The organism is Massiliimalia timonensis, from assembly GCF_900186585.1.
In the GTDB taxonomy this organism is placed as follows: Bacteria; Bacillota; Clostridia; order Oscillospirales; family Ruminococcaceae; genus Massiliimalia; species Massiliimalia timonensis.
Genome location: NZ_FYDD01000004.1, coordinates 1,037,344 through 1,053,343 on the forward strand (window position 1 = coordinate 1,037,344; position 16,000 = coordinate 1,053,343).

The following is a 16,000-nucleotide window of genomic DNA, read 5'->3' on the forward strand; positions in this document are numbered from 1 at the left end:
TCACTCTATAGCCCGGGAAAAAGTGTTAAAAGCTTCATACTTGAAAAAATTTTCTTAATTTTTTTCTTAAACGCACCATTCTTAGATTTACTGCTTTTTGGCTAATACCGATTTTTTCGGCAATTTCATAGCCATTAAAGCCTAGCATTTTCAAAAAAACAATATGAACAGTCAGCTTGTCCTCTTTAGAAAGAATTTGAAGCAGTTCCATATTCTCGATACTATCCAGAAAAGATTCGGTATCTTCTACAGGAAGTTCTAACTCTTGCGCGGTCATAAGCTCCCAAATGGGAGGCCATTCGACCTTTCTCTGTAAATACCGGCGTTCTTTATTGAATTGTGCCCAATCGTATGTATGCAGGCGCTGGATGGTTTCCTCATCCACGCCGAGTTCTCTGAGTTTCTTTTCCTCTGTTTCTTTCCATTTGATCCATTCTTTTTCTGCTCTGGCTTTGTTATATGCCATTGTTCTTTCCTCCGATCAATCTAAATTTTTTAAAATTCAGATTGTCGAAGGCGGACCTCTGCATTTTATGAATCGAGGTAAAACTTCAGCAATTAACCGTGCTGCCTAAATGATTTCAATTTAGGCAGCAGAAAGATATGATAAAATTGAGTTCCGAAATATACTACGTAACAAAATAACAAGAAAGTCCAGATCGAAATATATATAGTTCGATCTGGACTGTTTATTTCAATAAAGTTCTTTTTCAATATTTTTAGATTATTTTTCATTTTTCATCCCATTTTTGGTGAGGGTTTTACTAATATATTTTTGTCCTACCATAATATGGGAAAATATATCAAGCAAAAAAAGTCGAAACAGAAAAAAATATTGAAATTACGTAGGATTTTTTTGGTTTTCTGAAAAAACTTAAAATATTATTTGAAATTTTGCTCCCTTCTCAATTATCTTGTCGTTTTAAATATATTTTAATATACTGAATTGAAAATGGAAAAATAATATATCAGCACCAAATGGATGTGAAAGATATTATAAAATATGGCCATAAACAAAGCAATCACTAATCTTTATTCATTGAAAAAAATGATTTACTAGGATATAATATTACGTATAAATGAAGTCTAAATCATTCAATGAGGTATTCAAATGGGGAATATCAACTAATTGAAATAACATGATTAAATTCAAGTTCTTGAGTTCTAAACTGACTAAAAAGGTTTTAATATAAATAAAGTATGCTGGGCGTGGGGTGTCAATACCGAAACAGCTATAAAAATTTGTTAGGGAATCGGGTTATATAAGGTGATATAAATATTAAAAGACATTTACGGGGAAATTATGTATGGAGTTAATTAACAACACAAGTAAGACATTAAGAGATGATCTGGCGGTCGAGATCAAAGCAGGTAGTAAATTATCGATCGCAGCAGCTTGTTTTTCGATTTATGCTTTTCAGGAACTAAAAAATCAGCTGAAAAGTATTGATGAGTTACGCTTTATTTTCACTTCGCCCACTTTTACTACAGAAAAAGCCAAAAAAGAAAAAAGGGAATTTTACATTCCGCGCTTAAACCGTGAACGTAGCTTATACGGTACAGAGTTTGAAGTTAAGCTTAGAAATGAGCTTACGCAGAAAGCTATTGCAAAAGAATGTGCAGAATGGATCAGAAAAAAGGTCACGTTTAAATCAAATATAACAAATGACAATATGATGGGTTTTATAAATTTGGATGATAAGAATTATATGCCAATCAATGGATTTACTACAGTAGATATAGGATGTGAACGTGGTAATAATGCTTACAATATGATTCAAAAAACGGAAGTTCCTTTTTCTTCCGCTTATATTGAATTGTTTGATAGCCTTTGGAGCGATAGTTCTAAAATGCAGGTTGTTACAGACGAAGTAATAGAAAATATTACAGCCGCATATCAGGAAAACTCTCCGGATTTTATATACTTCGTTACACTTTATAATATCTTTAACGAATTTCTTGAAGATATTTCAGAAGATGTTCTGCCAAATGAAGCAACTGGATTCAAAAACAGCAAAATTTGGGGTATGCTCTATAATTTTCAGAAAGATGCTGCGCTTGCAATCATTAACAAACTTGAAAAATATAACGGATGTATTCTTGCGGATAGCGTTGGTTTGGGAAAGACATTTACAGCCCTATCTGTAATTAAATATTATGAAAATAGAAATAAATCAGTTCTGGTATTGTGTCCTAAAAAGTTAGCGAACAACTGGAACACCTATAAGGATAACTATATTAACAATCCTATTGCAGCGGACAGACTTCGTTATGATGTACTTTATCATACTGACCTTAACCGTACTCACGGCAAGTCCAATGGTCTTGATTTGGATAGGTTAAATTGGGGTAACTATGACCTTGTTGTGATTGATGAGTCGCACAACTTCCGTAATGGCGGTAAATTGGTAGAAAACCCTGATGAAAACAGTAAAGACAATCGTTACGTGACTCTGATGAAAAAAGTTATTAGAGCCGGTGTAAAAACGAAAGTCCTTATGCTGTCTGCAACACCGGTAAACAATAAATTTCTCGATTTGAAAAATCAGTTAGCGCTTGCATACGAAGGTCATACTGACTTTATAGATGAAAAATTGAATACAAGCCGTTCGATTGATGATATCTTTAAGCGTGCACAAAGAGCGTTTAATACTTGGAGTAAATGGGAACCGTGTGATAGAACAACAGAAAATCTTCTCAAAATGCTTGATTTTGATTTTTTTGAAGTTTTGGATAGTGTTACAATAGCTCGTTCAAGAAAGCATATTCAGAAATATTACGATACAAGTGAAGTAGGAACTTTTCCGAAAAGATTAAAACCTATTTCTCTGCGTCCTCACTTGACTGATCTGAAAGAAGCAATCAATTACAATGAAATTTTTGAACAGTTAATGATTCTTGCACTGACCATTTATACACCTACACATTATATTCTTCCGAGTAAAATGGAAAAGTATGCTGAACTTTATGGCGACAATACTGTTAATATTGGCTTTACACAGGCGAATCGTGAACAGGGTATCCGTAGACTTACTGCAATAAACCTTATGAAACGTATGGAAAGTTCAGTATATTCCTTTAATCTAACTTTAAAGCGCATAAAAGACTTGATAGAAAGCACGATCAATACAATTGACCGTTTTGATAAACACACCACCGTTAACCTTGAGTTGACTGATATTTCAAATGTTGATGAATTTGATGATGAAGATCAAAATACTGATGAGCTTTTTTCATTCGGGAAAAAAGTAAAAATTGATCTTGCCGATATGGATTACATTTCTTGGAGAAAAAGTCTCTTGAAAGACGCGAAAGTTCTTGAACTTCTTACTCTTATGGTTGGAGACATTACTCCTGAGCATGATTCAAAACTGCAAGAATTGTTCCGTGTTATTGATGAAAAAATTGCTCATCCGATTAACAGTGAAAATAAGAAGATTATAATATTTACGGCTTTTGCAGACACTGCCGGGTATTTATACGATCATGTCAGCAAATATGTAAAAACAAAATATAGATTAAATACTGCTATGGTATCAGGTTCAATAGATGGTCGCACCACCTGCCCGAAACTACGGTCGGACTTGAATACCGTTTTGACCTGTTTTTCTCCTGTTTCAAAAGACAGAGATTTGTTTGATAGTATTCCAAAAGAGGATATTGACATTCTGATTGCAACTGATTGTATTTCGGAGGGACAGAATTTGCAGGACTGCGACTATCTTATCAATTATGATATACACTGGAATCCGGTTCGTATTATTCAGCGTTTCGGTCGAATTGATCGTATCGGCAGCAAAAATAATGTCATTCAGCTTGTAAACTTTTGGCCTGATGTTACGCTTGACGATTACATCAATCTAAAAGCCAAGGTTGAAACAAGAATGAAAATTGTGGATATGACCGCCACGGGTGACGATAATCTGTTAAGCGAAGAAGAAAAAACCGATCTTGAATATCGAAAGGCTCAACTCAAACGATTGCAAGAAGAAGTTGTCGATATTGAAGATATGACAACCGGTATTTCCATTATGGACTTGGGACTGAATGAGTTCAGGCTGGATTTGCTCCAATACATAAAAAATCATGATGACCTTGATAAGACACCGTTTGGACTGCACTCCGTGGTTTCTGCAAATGAAGAAATGCCGGCAGGCGTTATTTATGTTCTGAAAAATCGTTCTAATACTGTAAACATCAACAATCAGAATCGTTTGCACCCATTCTATATGGTTTACATTTCTAACGATGGCAAAGTAATCTGCGACCATCTTTCCCCAAAAGCGATGCTTGATAAGATGAGATATCTTTGTAAAGATAAGAAAGACCCTGTATTAGACTTGTGCCGTCAGTTTAATAAAGAGACAAAAGACGGACGAGATATGAGAGAACTTTCAAAATTACTCGGAGACGCTATAGCTTCTATCATTGAGATTAAGGAAGAAAGTGATATTGATTCTTTCTTGGGCGGTGGTCAAGTCAGTTTTCTGTCCAACGAGATTAAGGGATTAGATGATTTTGAACTTATTTGCTTTTTGGTGATTAAGGATCAGATGAAAGAGGATTTACCAGGAGAAGAATATAAACTGGTCATAGCCGGAAGCAGAGACTTTAAAGACTATCCGTTACTTTCTGAAACGGTAGACAAGCACCTGAAAAACAGAGCAAGAAATAAAGCTATTACAATCATCAGCGGAACGGCGAAGGGTGCAGATCAATTAGGTGAGCAATACGCAAAAGAAAAGGGATACAAGATTAAGTATTATCCGGCTGATTGGGAGCATTACGGCAATGCGGCAGGTCCCATACGCAATGCGCAAATGGCAAAGGCGGCAGACGATGTGATTGTTTTTTGGGATGGGAAATCTGCCGGAACAAGGAATATGATGGAAGCTGCCCAAAAAGAAAATATCCCCTGCACGGTTATTCACATTGAATAGGCAAAGGAGAAGTGAAAATGCTTGGGTTACCAAAAAACACAGAACTGAATAAACAGCTCCCTAAAAATGCGATCTATGCAAAGTTTCAGATGAATACAACTGCAAAAGAACGTATCGACAGAGATATTTCCCGAATTTACATCGTAAATGAAGTTTCTGCGTCAAAGATCAATCTAAATGAGGGGGCGGAGGTGAAGTCTTTCTTTGTCATGTCCGTGATCCTCAAGCGCAAGGACTATGATGAGAAAAATATCATCACGCTGTCAAAACTGATACCACAAAATATGGTAATGGTTTTAGAATATGAGAATCAAGCAAGGCTTGCAGTTTTCCATACCAAACTCATGCAGACAGAGTGGTTTGAGAAAGAAAAACTTTCTCTTGAACTGAAAGGCCTAAACTTTGATACTGTATGGGAAAATATTATTGTTCAGATCGGCGGATTGACTGTGGAACAGGGGAATTCCCTTGATGAGCAGATTGTGATTGATGAACAGAGAAACAAACTGCAAAAAGAAATCGCACGACTTGAAAAACTCGCCAGAGCGGAAAAGCAGCCGAAGAAAAAGTTTGAGCTGGTGCAAAAAATTCAAAAACTGAAAGAAGAAATTGGGTGAACAAAATGAGTTGGGTTGAGATAAGTCAAATTGCAGCAGCTGCTATTGTAAGCGCCGGAGGAATTGGAGGCATTATTATCGGTGTAGTATCCTTTTCCGCAAACAAAATAGCCGATCGAATGGATAAAAAATTCCAAGCATCATTAGATAAACAATTAGAGAAATATAAATCAGATTTGAGTAAAAAGGAATATGTCAGCAAGACTAAATTTGATACAGAATTTGCGTTATATCGTGAGCTGAGTTTGAATTTTGCTGATATGGTCAAATCAATCAATATATTGATTCCAATATATGCCAATCTACCTGCCGACAAAAAAGCTCGTTTGGAATACGAGAAAAAATGCTACGAATCTGCTTGTCCTGCTGTTGTAAAAGCTCAGGATACATTAAATTCCAATATTCCTTTTATATCCGAAGAAATATTTAATGGATATGAGGAGCTGCTGCGTTTGTCAATTTTGCAGCTTGATGAATATGTAGAACGCTTTAATGCTTTAGATTTGAGGCCACAACAGGAAAAAGAAAGTTTTAGTCCAGATGCGTATAAAAGGACCCGAGAAATTAACGAAAAGTGGAAAAAGCTAAACAATACGATTCGGGCATATATTTCTAATCTCGATGTTATGGAGGATAAATAAATGGACAAACTCAAAATGCAGACAGCAAATAAAGCTGATGAAAACTTTAAAAAACTAGCAGAACTATTCCCGAACGCCGTAACCGAGACGATCGACGAAAACGGCGAGGTGGTCCGTGCGATTGATAAAGACGTGCTGATGCAGGAAATCAACACAAGGGTGGTTGACGGCAACGAGGAGCGCTATCAGTTTACTTGGCCGGACAAGAAGAAGTCTGTTTTGCTTGCAAATGCGCCGATCAATAAAACACTCCGCCCTTGCAGAGAAGAAAGCGTGGATTTTGATAACACCGAAAACCTCTATATTGAGGGCGATAACCTTGAAGTACTGAAACTTTTGCAGGAAACCTATCTGGGCAAAATCAAAATGATTTACATAGATCCCCCCTACAACACGGGAAATGACTTTGTGTACGAAGATGATTTTGCCCAAAGCACAGAGGAATATCTTGCAAACAGTGGACAGTTTGATGACGAGGGCAACCGCCTTGTAAAAAATCTTGACAGCAACGGTCGTTTCCACACCGACTGGCTGAATATGATCTATCCACGCTTAAAGCTTGCGAAAGATTTGCTTTCTGATGATGGAGTTATTTTTATTAGTATTGATGATAATGAGGTAGATAACTTAAGAAAAGTATGTACTGAAGTTTTTGGCGCAAGTAATTTTGTGGGTTGTTTTTTATGGCGTAAAAAGAGTACTTCAACCAATGTTGCAAATGCTTTAGTAAGTCCTCAAACAGATTATCAACTTTGCTATGCAAAAAAGCTATCTCCAGCAAGTTTAAATCGTCGAATCACAACAACAGAGGATAGAACATATCCCTACACGGATGAATTTGGAAAATATAGAACAGCTATAATTGAAAAAAAGGATTCTGGTACATATACAAGATCAACAATGAAATTTCCTATATTGGGGCAACTCCCACGAGAAGGTAAACGTTGGCAAATAGGTGAAAAAACAGCAAGAGACTATGAAGCAAAAAATCTTTTTGTTATTGATAATGGTATAATTAAGCTAAAAATATATGAGAAAGATGACAAGGCTACTTTCTCTGCGAACCCAACATTATTACTTGATTGTGGTAGCTCTGATAGTGCTGCTAAAGAAACGAACATTGGTTTATTCAATCAATCAGAGTTATTTACAAATCCCAAACCCACTGAATTATTAAAGCACTTGATAAAAATAAGCACTTCCCAAAACGCATATATCCTCGATTTTTTTAGCGGCTCAGCTACAACCGCTCATGCTGTTATGCAGTTAAATGCAGAGGATAGCGCAAACCGTAAATTCATTATGGTGCAGGTTCCCGAAAAAACTGACGAAAAATCAGAGGCATACAAAGCAGGTTATCAAAACATCTGCGAAATCGGCAAAGAGCGTATTCGAAGAGCGGGTGCCAAAATCAAAGACGAAAGTCCGCTCACAACACAAAATCTTGATACGGGCTTTCGTGTTCTCAAGTGCGACAGCAGTAATATGAAAGATGTTTATTATAATCCGTCTGAGTATAATCAGTCGCTGTTTGCAAGTCTTGAGGACAATATCAAAGAGGACAGAACACCGGAGGATTTACTGTTCCAAGTGATGCTTGATTTGGGTGTTCTGCTTTCCAGCAAAATTGAAGAAACAGTGATTGACGGCAAGAAAGTATTTGATGTTGCCGACGGCTTCCTGATTGCCTGCTTCGACGAAAACGTGACGGACGAAACCATTACCGCAATCGCAAAACAAAAACCTTATTATTTTGTCATGCGTGACAGCTCCATGGCTAACGACAGTGTGGCAACCAACTTCGAGCAGATTTTCGCAACTTACAGCCCCGATACAGTAAGGAAGGTGCTGTAAATTGGAGAAACTTATCAAGCAATACGAGAACTATTATCTCATCAAATGTTATAGTCAAGAAAAGTACCGGTCAGATTTTAACAAAGGGAACCTATACCTCAAGGCGCTCTCTTATTTTCATAATGTTGAAAATAAGTTTCAGCAAGACAAAGAAGGTATGATATTTCACCAAGCAAAAAATAGTATTGGAAGTTTGTATACAATAGACCCAATTGAAAGTGCTGTGGTTTCTGATTTGATGAAAAAAGGAAAAATGGATGAGGGAATTGAAGTTCTTAAAGCAAAAGGTAATCAAACTGCTGAAACAAAAGATTTATGTATGAATGTCAATGGCTTTTTAACTTGTTTCTACTTGATGCCTAAGAAGTGCTTAAATATATCAAAAAACAATATTGATATTTCACCAATAGGAGAATACACCAACTTTTTTTATTTTTTGAATAGTTATGCTGAAAAACAAGGGTATACATATTTTTCTATTTATGATGCACCAAAATTAATCACGAAAATATGTCAAGCTTTTAATCATGAGAATTATAATTTTGCTTTTGGATGTGTTACTTACCAGGATATTGGCGATCAAACAAAAATCAAGTGGTTTTTGGATAATCAAATAGAAAAAATAGTATTTACAAAGCCACTCAAACTTAAGTATCAAAAAGAATTTAGGTTTTTTGTTAGCCCTAAAAAACAAACAACATGTGATTCAATAAGCATTATATCAGAAAGTTTAGAAAGTACAGTTGTTTCATCGTTGGCTTATTTAACACCTAAATATTGTGAGGGGCTGAAGGAGGGGTGATTTGTGAAATTTAATTTTAAAATACAACAATATCAAACCGACGCCGTAAACGCCGTGGTAAAAGTGTTTCGCGGACAAGGGTTTTATGATAAAGTCAGCTATATCCGTGACATAGGAAAAACAAAACCGGGAAATATGCAGATGATGTTCGAAATGTCTGACGGGGAAACAGAATTGTATGATCCGATGAATGATACCGGCTACAAGAACGAAATGCTTGATCTGACAGATGAACAGATTTTGAACAATATTCAGAAGCTTCAAAGTGAAAACAATATTAAGCAGTCGACTTCACTTATTAAGGATTTGGGACGTTGTAGCCTTGATATCGAAATGGAAACAGGTACCGGGAAAACCTATGTGTATATCAAGACAATGTTTGAGCTGAATAAACAATATGGCTGGAGCAAGTTTATTGTAGTTGTGCCAAGTATTGCAATTCGTGAGGGTGTAAAGAAATCCTTTGAAATAACCGCTGACCACTTTATGGAGCATTATGGGAAAAAGGCTCGCTTCTTTATTTACAATAGCTCGAACCTAAATCAGCTTGATAACTTTTCACAAAGCTCCGGTATCAATGTGATGATTATCAATACACAAGCGTTTGCTTCATCTCTCAAAGAGGATGGCAGAAGTAAGGAAGCTCGTATCATTTATTCCAAGCGTGATGAGTTCGGCTCCCGCCGTCCGATTGATGTAATTGCTGCAAACAGACCGATTATCATTTTGGACGAGCCGCAGAAAATGGGCGGTAACGTAACGCAAAAGGCTCTGAAAAACTTTAATCCACTTTTCAGCCTGAATTACTCCGCTACACACGCTAAACAGCATAACTTAATTTATGTGCTGGATGCGCTAGACGCCTTTAATAAAAAGCTTGTAAAGAAGATTGAAGTCAAAGGGTTTGAAGTGAAGAATTTCAGAGGTACAGACAGTTATCTGTACCTCGAGCAGATTGTGCTTTCCAGCAAGAAACCGCCAATGGCAAAAATCGAGCTTGAAATCGGCTATAATAAATCCATTAACCGTGAAACCCGTGTGCTTGGCGTCGGTGATGACCTTTACTATGTTTCTCAGGAAATGGAGCAATACAAAGGGTACACCATTTCTGAAATTGACCCGCTTCGTGGCACGGTGACCTTTACCAACGGTGAAGTAATTACAGCCGGCGATGTTGTTGGAGATGTTTCCGAAAAGGATATGCGCCGTATTCAAATCAGAGAGACGATCCTCTCTCATTTTGAAAAGGAAGAAAAGCTGTTTAATATGGGGATCAAATGTTTGTCACTTTTCTTTATTGATGAGGTCGCAAAATACCGGCAATATGATGAGAACGGTGATGAGCTGCTCGGTGAATACGGACAGATGTTCGAACAAGAGTATATGACTGTTTTAAACGAATACTTAACTCTGTTCGATACGCCATATCAAAAGTATCTGAAATCCACCTGCAGTGATGTCAGTGCGGTACATAAAGGCTATTTCAGTATTGATAAAAAGACCGGCCACAGCATTGACAGTCAGTTAAAGCGTGGCAGTGAATTTTCCGATGATATTTCCGCCTACGATCTTATTTTGAAGAATAAGGAACGCTTACTTTCCTTTGAAGAACCGACAAGATTTATTTTCTCTCACTCTGCGCTTCGTGAAGGTTGGGATAACCCGAATGTTTTTCAAATCTGCACGCTGAAACACTCCGACAGCAATACGGCAAAGCGACAGGAAGTAGGCCGTGGTCTGCGTCTTTGCGTCAATCAATCCGGCAACAGAATGGATATAGAAACCTGTGGGGAAACCGTTCACGACATAAACACTTTGACGGTGATTGCCAGTGAAAGCTATAAAACATTTGTAACTGATTTGCAGAGTGATATTAAGTCCGTTCTTTATGATAGACCTACTGTTGCAACAAGCGAATACTTCAAGGGCAAATATGTTAAAGTGGATGATGTTCCTACGCTCATTGACGACAATACCGCTAATGCGATTGAGTTCTATCTCATTCAGAACGGATATGTAGATATGAAGCGCAAAGTTACGGACAAGTACCGTCAGGATATTAAGAGCGGAACGGTTGCTGAACTTCCAGATGAACTAAAACCCATGGCGGATGGCATTCACTCGCTGATTCAGTCTGTTTACGATGACAGCATTCTTAAGGATATGTTTACAGACGGCCATGAAACAAAGGTTAAGGACAATCCTCTTAATGAGAACTTTGCAAAGAAAGAATTTCAGGCGTTGTGGCGAGAAATCAACCATAAATATGCCTATACGGTTGAATTTGACAGCGATGAGCTGATTAAGAATGCAATCGCTCACATTGATAACAAGCTCTTTGTTTCTGAGCTGCAATACACCACAACAATCGGTCGCCAGAAAGCAGAAATGAATGAGTATGAGGTTGAGCGTGGAGCTTCCTTTACCGGTGAAAAGACAAGAACACAAACTTTAAAACACGCTGAGACCAGTCAAATTAAATATGATCTTATCGGCAAAGTCGCAGAAGGAACTGTTCTCACTCGAAAAACAGTATCAGCCATTTTACAGGGTATCAGAGTAGATAAGCTCTATATGTTCAAGAATAACCCGGAAGAATTTATCACCAAGGTGATCAGACTTATCAACGAGCAGAAAGCTACAATGATTGTAGAACATATCTCCTACGATACGATTGAGGGAGAATATGACAGCACAATCTTTGCGGCCGAGAAAAACACACAGAGCTTTGATAAGGCGTTTCTCGCAAAGAAAGCCATTCAAGACTATGTGTTCACCGATGGCTCTGCCGAAAAAAGTATTGAAAGAAAGTTTGCCGAGGATTTGGACGCAGCTGAGGAAGTATGCGTTTACGCAAAGCTTCCGAGAACATTCCAGATTCCTACTCCTGTTGGAAACTACTCTCCGGACTGGGCTATCGCTTTCTATGAGGGTACGGTTAAGCACATTTTCTTTGTTGCTGAAACAAAAGGGACAATGGAAAGCCTTGAACTCCGGCCTATTGAACAGGCAAAAATTTCTTGTGCGAAAAAGCTGTTTAATGAAATGTCTACAAGCAAAGTAAGATATGAAGCAGTAGATAGCTATCAATCTCTTTTGAATGCGATGAAATCGGTGTAGGCAGTAGGGAATAGGGGATTGATATAGTAATAATCACTTCTGTTCAACATCTATAAAAACATAGAAAGAGTGCAATTCTAATGCTTAGATCATAGCATAATACAAAGGAGACCTCCGTAAACTAAGAAAAAGGGTTACGGAGGTTTTGTTATGAATCGGGTCATTCTACACAGCGATATGAATAACTTTTATGCTTCCGTAGAAAGCCTTTATCATCCTGAGTATAGAGGCAAACCAATGGCAGTAGCAGGCGATCCGGAGCAGAGACATGGTATTGTTCTTGCGAAAAACTATGAAGCCAAAGCATTTGGAGTACAGACCGGTGATCCGCTGTGGCTTGCAAAGCAAAAATGCCCGGACATTATTTTCTCTCCGCCTCACTATGACAAGTATCTTCAGTTTTCTCAAAGGGCAAAAGAAATATACTCGGAATATACCGATCAGGTAGAACCATTCGGTTTGGATGAATGCTGGCTTGATGTAACCGGCAGTACAGGTTTATTTGGCTCAGGAAAAACAATCGCCGACACATTAAGGGAACGGATCAAAAAGGAACTGGGGATCACTGCTTCGGTTGGAGTTTCTTTCAACAAAGTCTTTGCCAAGCTTGGCTCTGATTTGAAAAAGCCGGACGCGACAACGATTATTCTTCCGGATCATTTTCGGGAAACAGTCTGGCCGCTTCCGGTTAGTGAATTGCTATATGTCGGGAAAGCAACTCACCAAAAACTGCGAAAATACGGAATCCGAACGATTGGAGACTTGGCTTTGACAGACGTGCGTTTTCTAGAACAGATATTAGGGAAAAATGGAGTAATGCTCTGGCAGTTTGCTAACGGGCTGGATCAGTCACCGGTATCCAATATCGGAGCAAAATCAATGATCAAATCCATTGGAAACAGCACGACAACTCCTAGAGATCTTGTGACTGATGAAGATATAAAGATTACACTGTATGTTCTGTGCGAAAGTGTATCAGCAAGAATGCGGGAATATGATTTTGTGTGCAGGACAGTGCAGATCGGAATACGGGATCAGGAACTGCACTTTTATGAACGTCAGGGAGCAATGACCTATCCAAACCGAACAGTAAAAGACCTGTTTGACCAATCATTTTCCTTGTTTAAACTTCATCTACCGGAGAAACCTGTACGGAGTTTAAGTGTTCGGGCCTGCCAGCTTTCAGTTATGGGGAATGAGCAGTTATCACTATTCCCGGAAGAATTCAAGCTTCAAAAACTGGAACGACTGGACAGGGCGATCGACAAACTGAGGGAACGGTATGGACATTTCAGTATTCAGCGGGGAATCATGCTGACCGATCCGGAGTTGTCAAACCTTGATCCGAAACGTGACCATATTATATATCCGGTTAGATTTATCGTTAATTAACATTTTTAAAATTTTTTAAAAAGAGGTTGCTTTTTTCGATCAAATTTTCTCTTTATAGAGTGTTAGCTAACAACATAAAAAAGCTATAAGGAGGAAATTAAAATGTTACTATACACCATTACGACATCTTATTTAAAAAATGGCACATGGAAAGAATTCAAGTACAAAACGTCCAACTCAATGGATGGAATCAAAATCCAAACCCTTCCCAGCAGCTCGTTCTATCTTCAGTACCGGACATGCAATAAAGGAAATACTTCATTCTATTCGTTTGTTAAAAGTAATGAAAATGATTATGCTGGACTTTCTGGGAAACCGATTCAGCAGCTTCAAATCCAGGCATATACAAACTCCGGCACAAAACTCACTTCAAGAATTGTAGTGATGTATCGTGCATCTGTTGACGGTCGTTGGTTACCATGGGTAAGTAATGCTGATCCTGAATGGATGCAAAGCGTGCACACCAAATATCATCTGGATGGCACGATTGATACTTCCAGCTGGTATGCGGGTAACAAGGGACAGGATATTGATGGTCTGGAAATTCGAGTCTATGACGAGGATTCTGTAATCGACGGTGATTTCACAGGCGGAGAATCCTCTCTGGATTTAAGTTACATGGTAGATAATCTTGATAACTGGGAAAGCTTCTCCAATGCGACACTGGCTTCTAAAGTTGATGGTATCAAAATTCAAACCAGTACCAGTAAAAATTACTATCTGGAATACAAAACAAAAAACGAAGGGATGTCTGACTATCTGCCTCTTGTGAAAAGTACAGGTCGAGCCAGTAATGATTATGCCGGTTTACCGGGAAAACCCATTCAGCTATTGCATATCCAAGCGTATGATAAAGATGGAAATAGACTGCGTTCCGGCGTCATTGTTATGTATCGTGTCCATGTTGAGGAAAGATGGCTACCTTGGGTAAGTAATGCGGATCCTGAGTGGATGCGTCAGGCAAAAACAAAATATGGTCTTGACGGTCTGCTTGATACAGAAAGTACCTATGCCGGAAATGACGGACAGAATATTAACGGTGTAGAAATCAGAGTGTTTGAGGACGACGCTTCTAACCCGGGAGCAGATGATTTCACCGGCTCTGAAATTAAACTGAATACTCAGTATATGGCAAACAGCCTTGATAACTGGACATCCTTTGACGGGCAGATTTCTTCAAAACGGATTGACGGTATCAAAATCCAGACCAGTCCCAGTGATTCTTTTTATCTGACATACAAATCATGGAATGCCGGAAACAGCAGTTATTATCCAGAAGTAAAGAGTACAGAGAATGATTACAACGATTACGCGGGTTATCCGGGGCAGCAAATGCAGCTTTTGAGCATCCAGGCATACGACAATGACGGAAACCGTCTGCGTTCCGATGTTGTGGTCATGTATCGTGTCAGTGTAGAAGGTCGCTGGTTGCCATGGGTAAGCAACGCTGATCCGGAATGGATGAGAAGTGTACAAAGACAGTACAATCTCGATGGGACTTTGGATACGGTCAGCACTTACGCCGGAAACGCAGGACAGAATATCAACGGCGTAGAGATCCGTGTATTTAAAGGTTCTACAAACGATCACCCGTTAGGAGAATTGCCAGGTGCCGAAGCTTCTGTATCGCTGAGTTATATGCGGGATAACTTGGACAATTGGACTTCCTTTACGCATCGGGTAACAACCTCCCCAATAGAAGGAATTAAAATCCAAACCAGTACTTCTAAAGGATACTATCTGATGTACAAAACCAAAAACGCCGGACTGTCTAGTTATCTTCCGTTGGTCAAAAGTACCGGTACCGCTTATAACGACTATGCAGGTCTGCCAGGGAAAGCAATCCAATTGCTTCATATTCAGGCGTATAAAAATGACGGAACCAGACTGAGAAGCGGTGTAGTTGTTATGTATCGCGTCCGTGTAAGTGGAAGATGGCTCCCATGGGTGAGTAATGCTGATCCGGAATGGATGGTCAGCGTCCAGTCAAAGTACAACCTAGGTGGCACGCTGGATACTAAGAGTACCTATGCAGGAAACGCGGGACAGAATATTGATGGTGTGGAAATTCGGGTATTTGAGGAAAATGATACTAACGGAACAACACATACGCCAACTGGTGATTATAAGATCATCAATGTTCCATTTATTTCTCAATATCCAAAATATCCGACAGGATGTGAGAGCGTTTCTACTGTGATGGCTTTGAATTATGCTGGAATCAACATGACGGTAGACAAATTTATAGACAATTATCTCAATAAAGGCTCAACCAGTGGATTCAATCCGTATATCGAGTTTGGAGGGGATCCAAGATCCACCAGAGGTTGGGGATGTTTTGCAGAAGCAATTCAACTGGCTTTAAATAAATTCCTGCCTGATACAAACTATAAATCTTATGTATTAAGAGATTATTCTGTGGCGCAACTTTGTGCCGATTACATTAACAAAAACATTCCTGTTGTATTTTTTGCGACACAAAAAATGGAAGCTGTTTCCAAGACAACCACATGGTATGCTGATGGAAAAAAATCACTTGGAAGTCTCGATTCCATTGTTTATTGTTAGTCGGATATGATGAGCATAATTATATCTTTAATGATCCGCAGGATTCTCATGCTCTCACCTATTATA

The 16,000-nt window shown here is 38.5% G+C and carries 9 protein-coding genes; 8 read left to right on the forward strand and 1 reads right to left on the reverse strand.

The window, feature by feature from the left end:
• Window positions 1-34: 34 nt before the first annotated feature.
• Window positions 35-466 (reverse strand): sigma-70 RNA polymerase sigma factor region 4 domain-containing protein, encoded by a 432-nt coding sequence (locus CIB36_RS12660; RefSeq protein WP_093989883.1) that lies wholly within the window; start codon window positions 464-466, stop codon window positions 35-37.
• A gap of 841 nt (window positions 467-1,307) precedes the next feature.
• Between CIB36_RS12660 and CIB36_RS12665 the strand changes: the two genes are divergently transcribed.
• The 8 genes from CIB36_RS12665 to CIB36_RS12700 all read left to right on the forward strand — a co-directional run bounded on the left by CIB36_RS12665 (window position 1,308) and on the right by CIB36_RS12700 (window position 15,934).
• Complete coding sequence (locus tag CIB36_RS12665; RefSeq protein WP_093989884.1) at window positions 1,308-4,940, forward strand: helicase-related protein; 3,633 nt, start codon at window positions 1,308-1,310, stop codon at window positions 4,938-4,940.
• A gap of 17 nt (window positions 4,941-4,957) precedes the next feature.
• Window positions 4,958-5,557, forward strand: a complete 600-nt coding sequence (locus CIB36_RS12670) for a DUF4391 domain-containing protein (protein WP_093989885.1) — start codon at window positions 4,958-4,960, stop codon at window positions 5,555-5,557.
• A gap of 5 nt (window positions 5,558-5,562) precedes the next feature.
• The gene (locus CIB36_RS12675; protein ID WP_158662708.1) at window positions 5,563-6,198 is read left to right on the forward strand and encodes a hypothetical protein; all 636 of its coding nucleotides are present in this window, start codon (window positions 5,563-5,565) and stop codon (window positions 6,196-6,198) included.
• Entirely contained in the window at window positions 6,199-8,052 is a 1,854-nt protein-coding gene (locus tag CIB36_RS12680; protein ID WP_093989887.1) for a site-specific DNA-methyltransferase, read from the forward strand.
• A 1-nt stretch (window position 8,053) separates the two neighbouring features.
• The gene (locus CIB36_RS12685; protein ID WP_093989888.1) at window positions 8,054-8,854 is read left to right on the forward strand and encodes a hypothetical protein; all 801 of its coding nucleotides are present in this window, start codon (window positions 8,054-8,056) and stop codon (window positions 8,852-8,854) included.
• 3 nt (window positions 8,855-8,857) lie between these two features.
• Complete coding sequence (locus CIB36_RS12690) at window positions 8,858-11,974, forward strand: type III restriction-modification system endonuclease (RefSeq protein ID WP_093989889.1); 3,117 nt, start codon at window positions 8,858-8,860, stop codon at window positions 11,972-11,974.
• 150 nt (window positions 11,975-12,124) lie between these two features.
• Window positions 12,125-13,366 (forward strand): DNA polymerase IV, encoded by a 1,242-nt coding sequence (gene dinB / locus CIB36_RS12695; RefSeq protein ID WP_093989890.1) that lies wholly within the window; start codon window positions 12,125-12,127, stop codon window positions 13,364-13,366.
• Between the two features lie 102 nt (window positions 13,367-13,468).
• The gene (locus CIB36_RS12700; RefSeq protein WP_093989891.1) at window positions 13,469-15,934 is read left to right on the forward strand and encodes a C39 family peptidase; all 2,466 of its coding nucleotides are present in this window, start codon (window positions 13,469-13,471) and stop codon (window positions 15,932-15,934) included.
• Window positions 15,935-16,000: the final 66 nt, after the last annotated feature.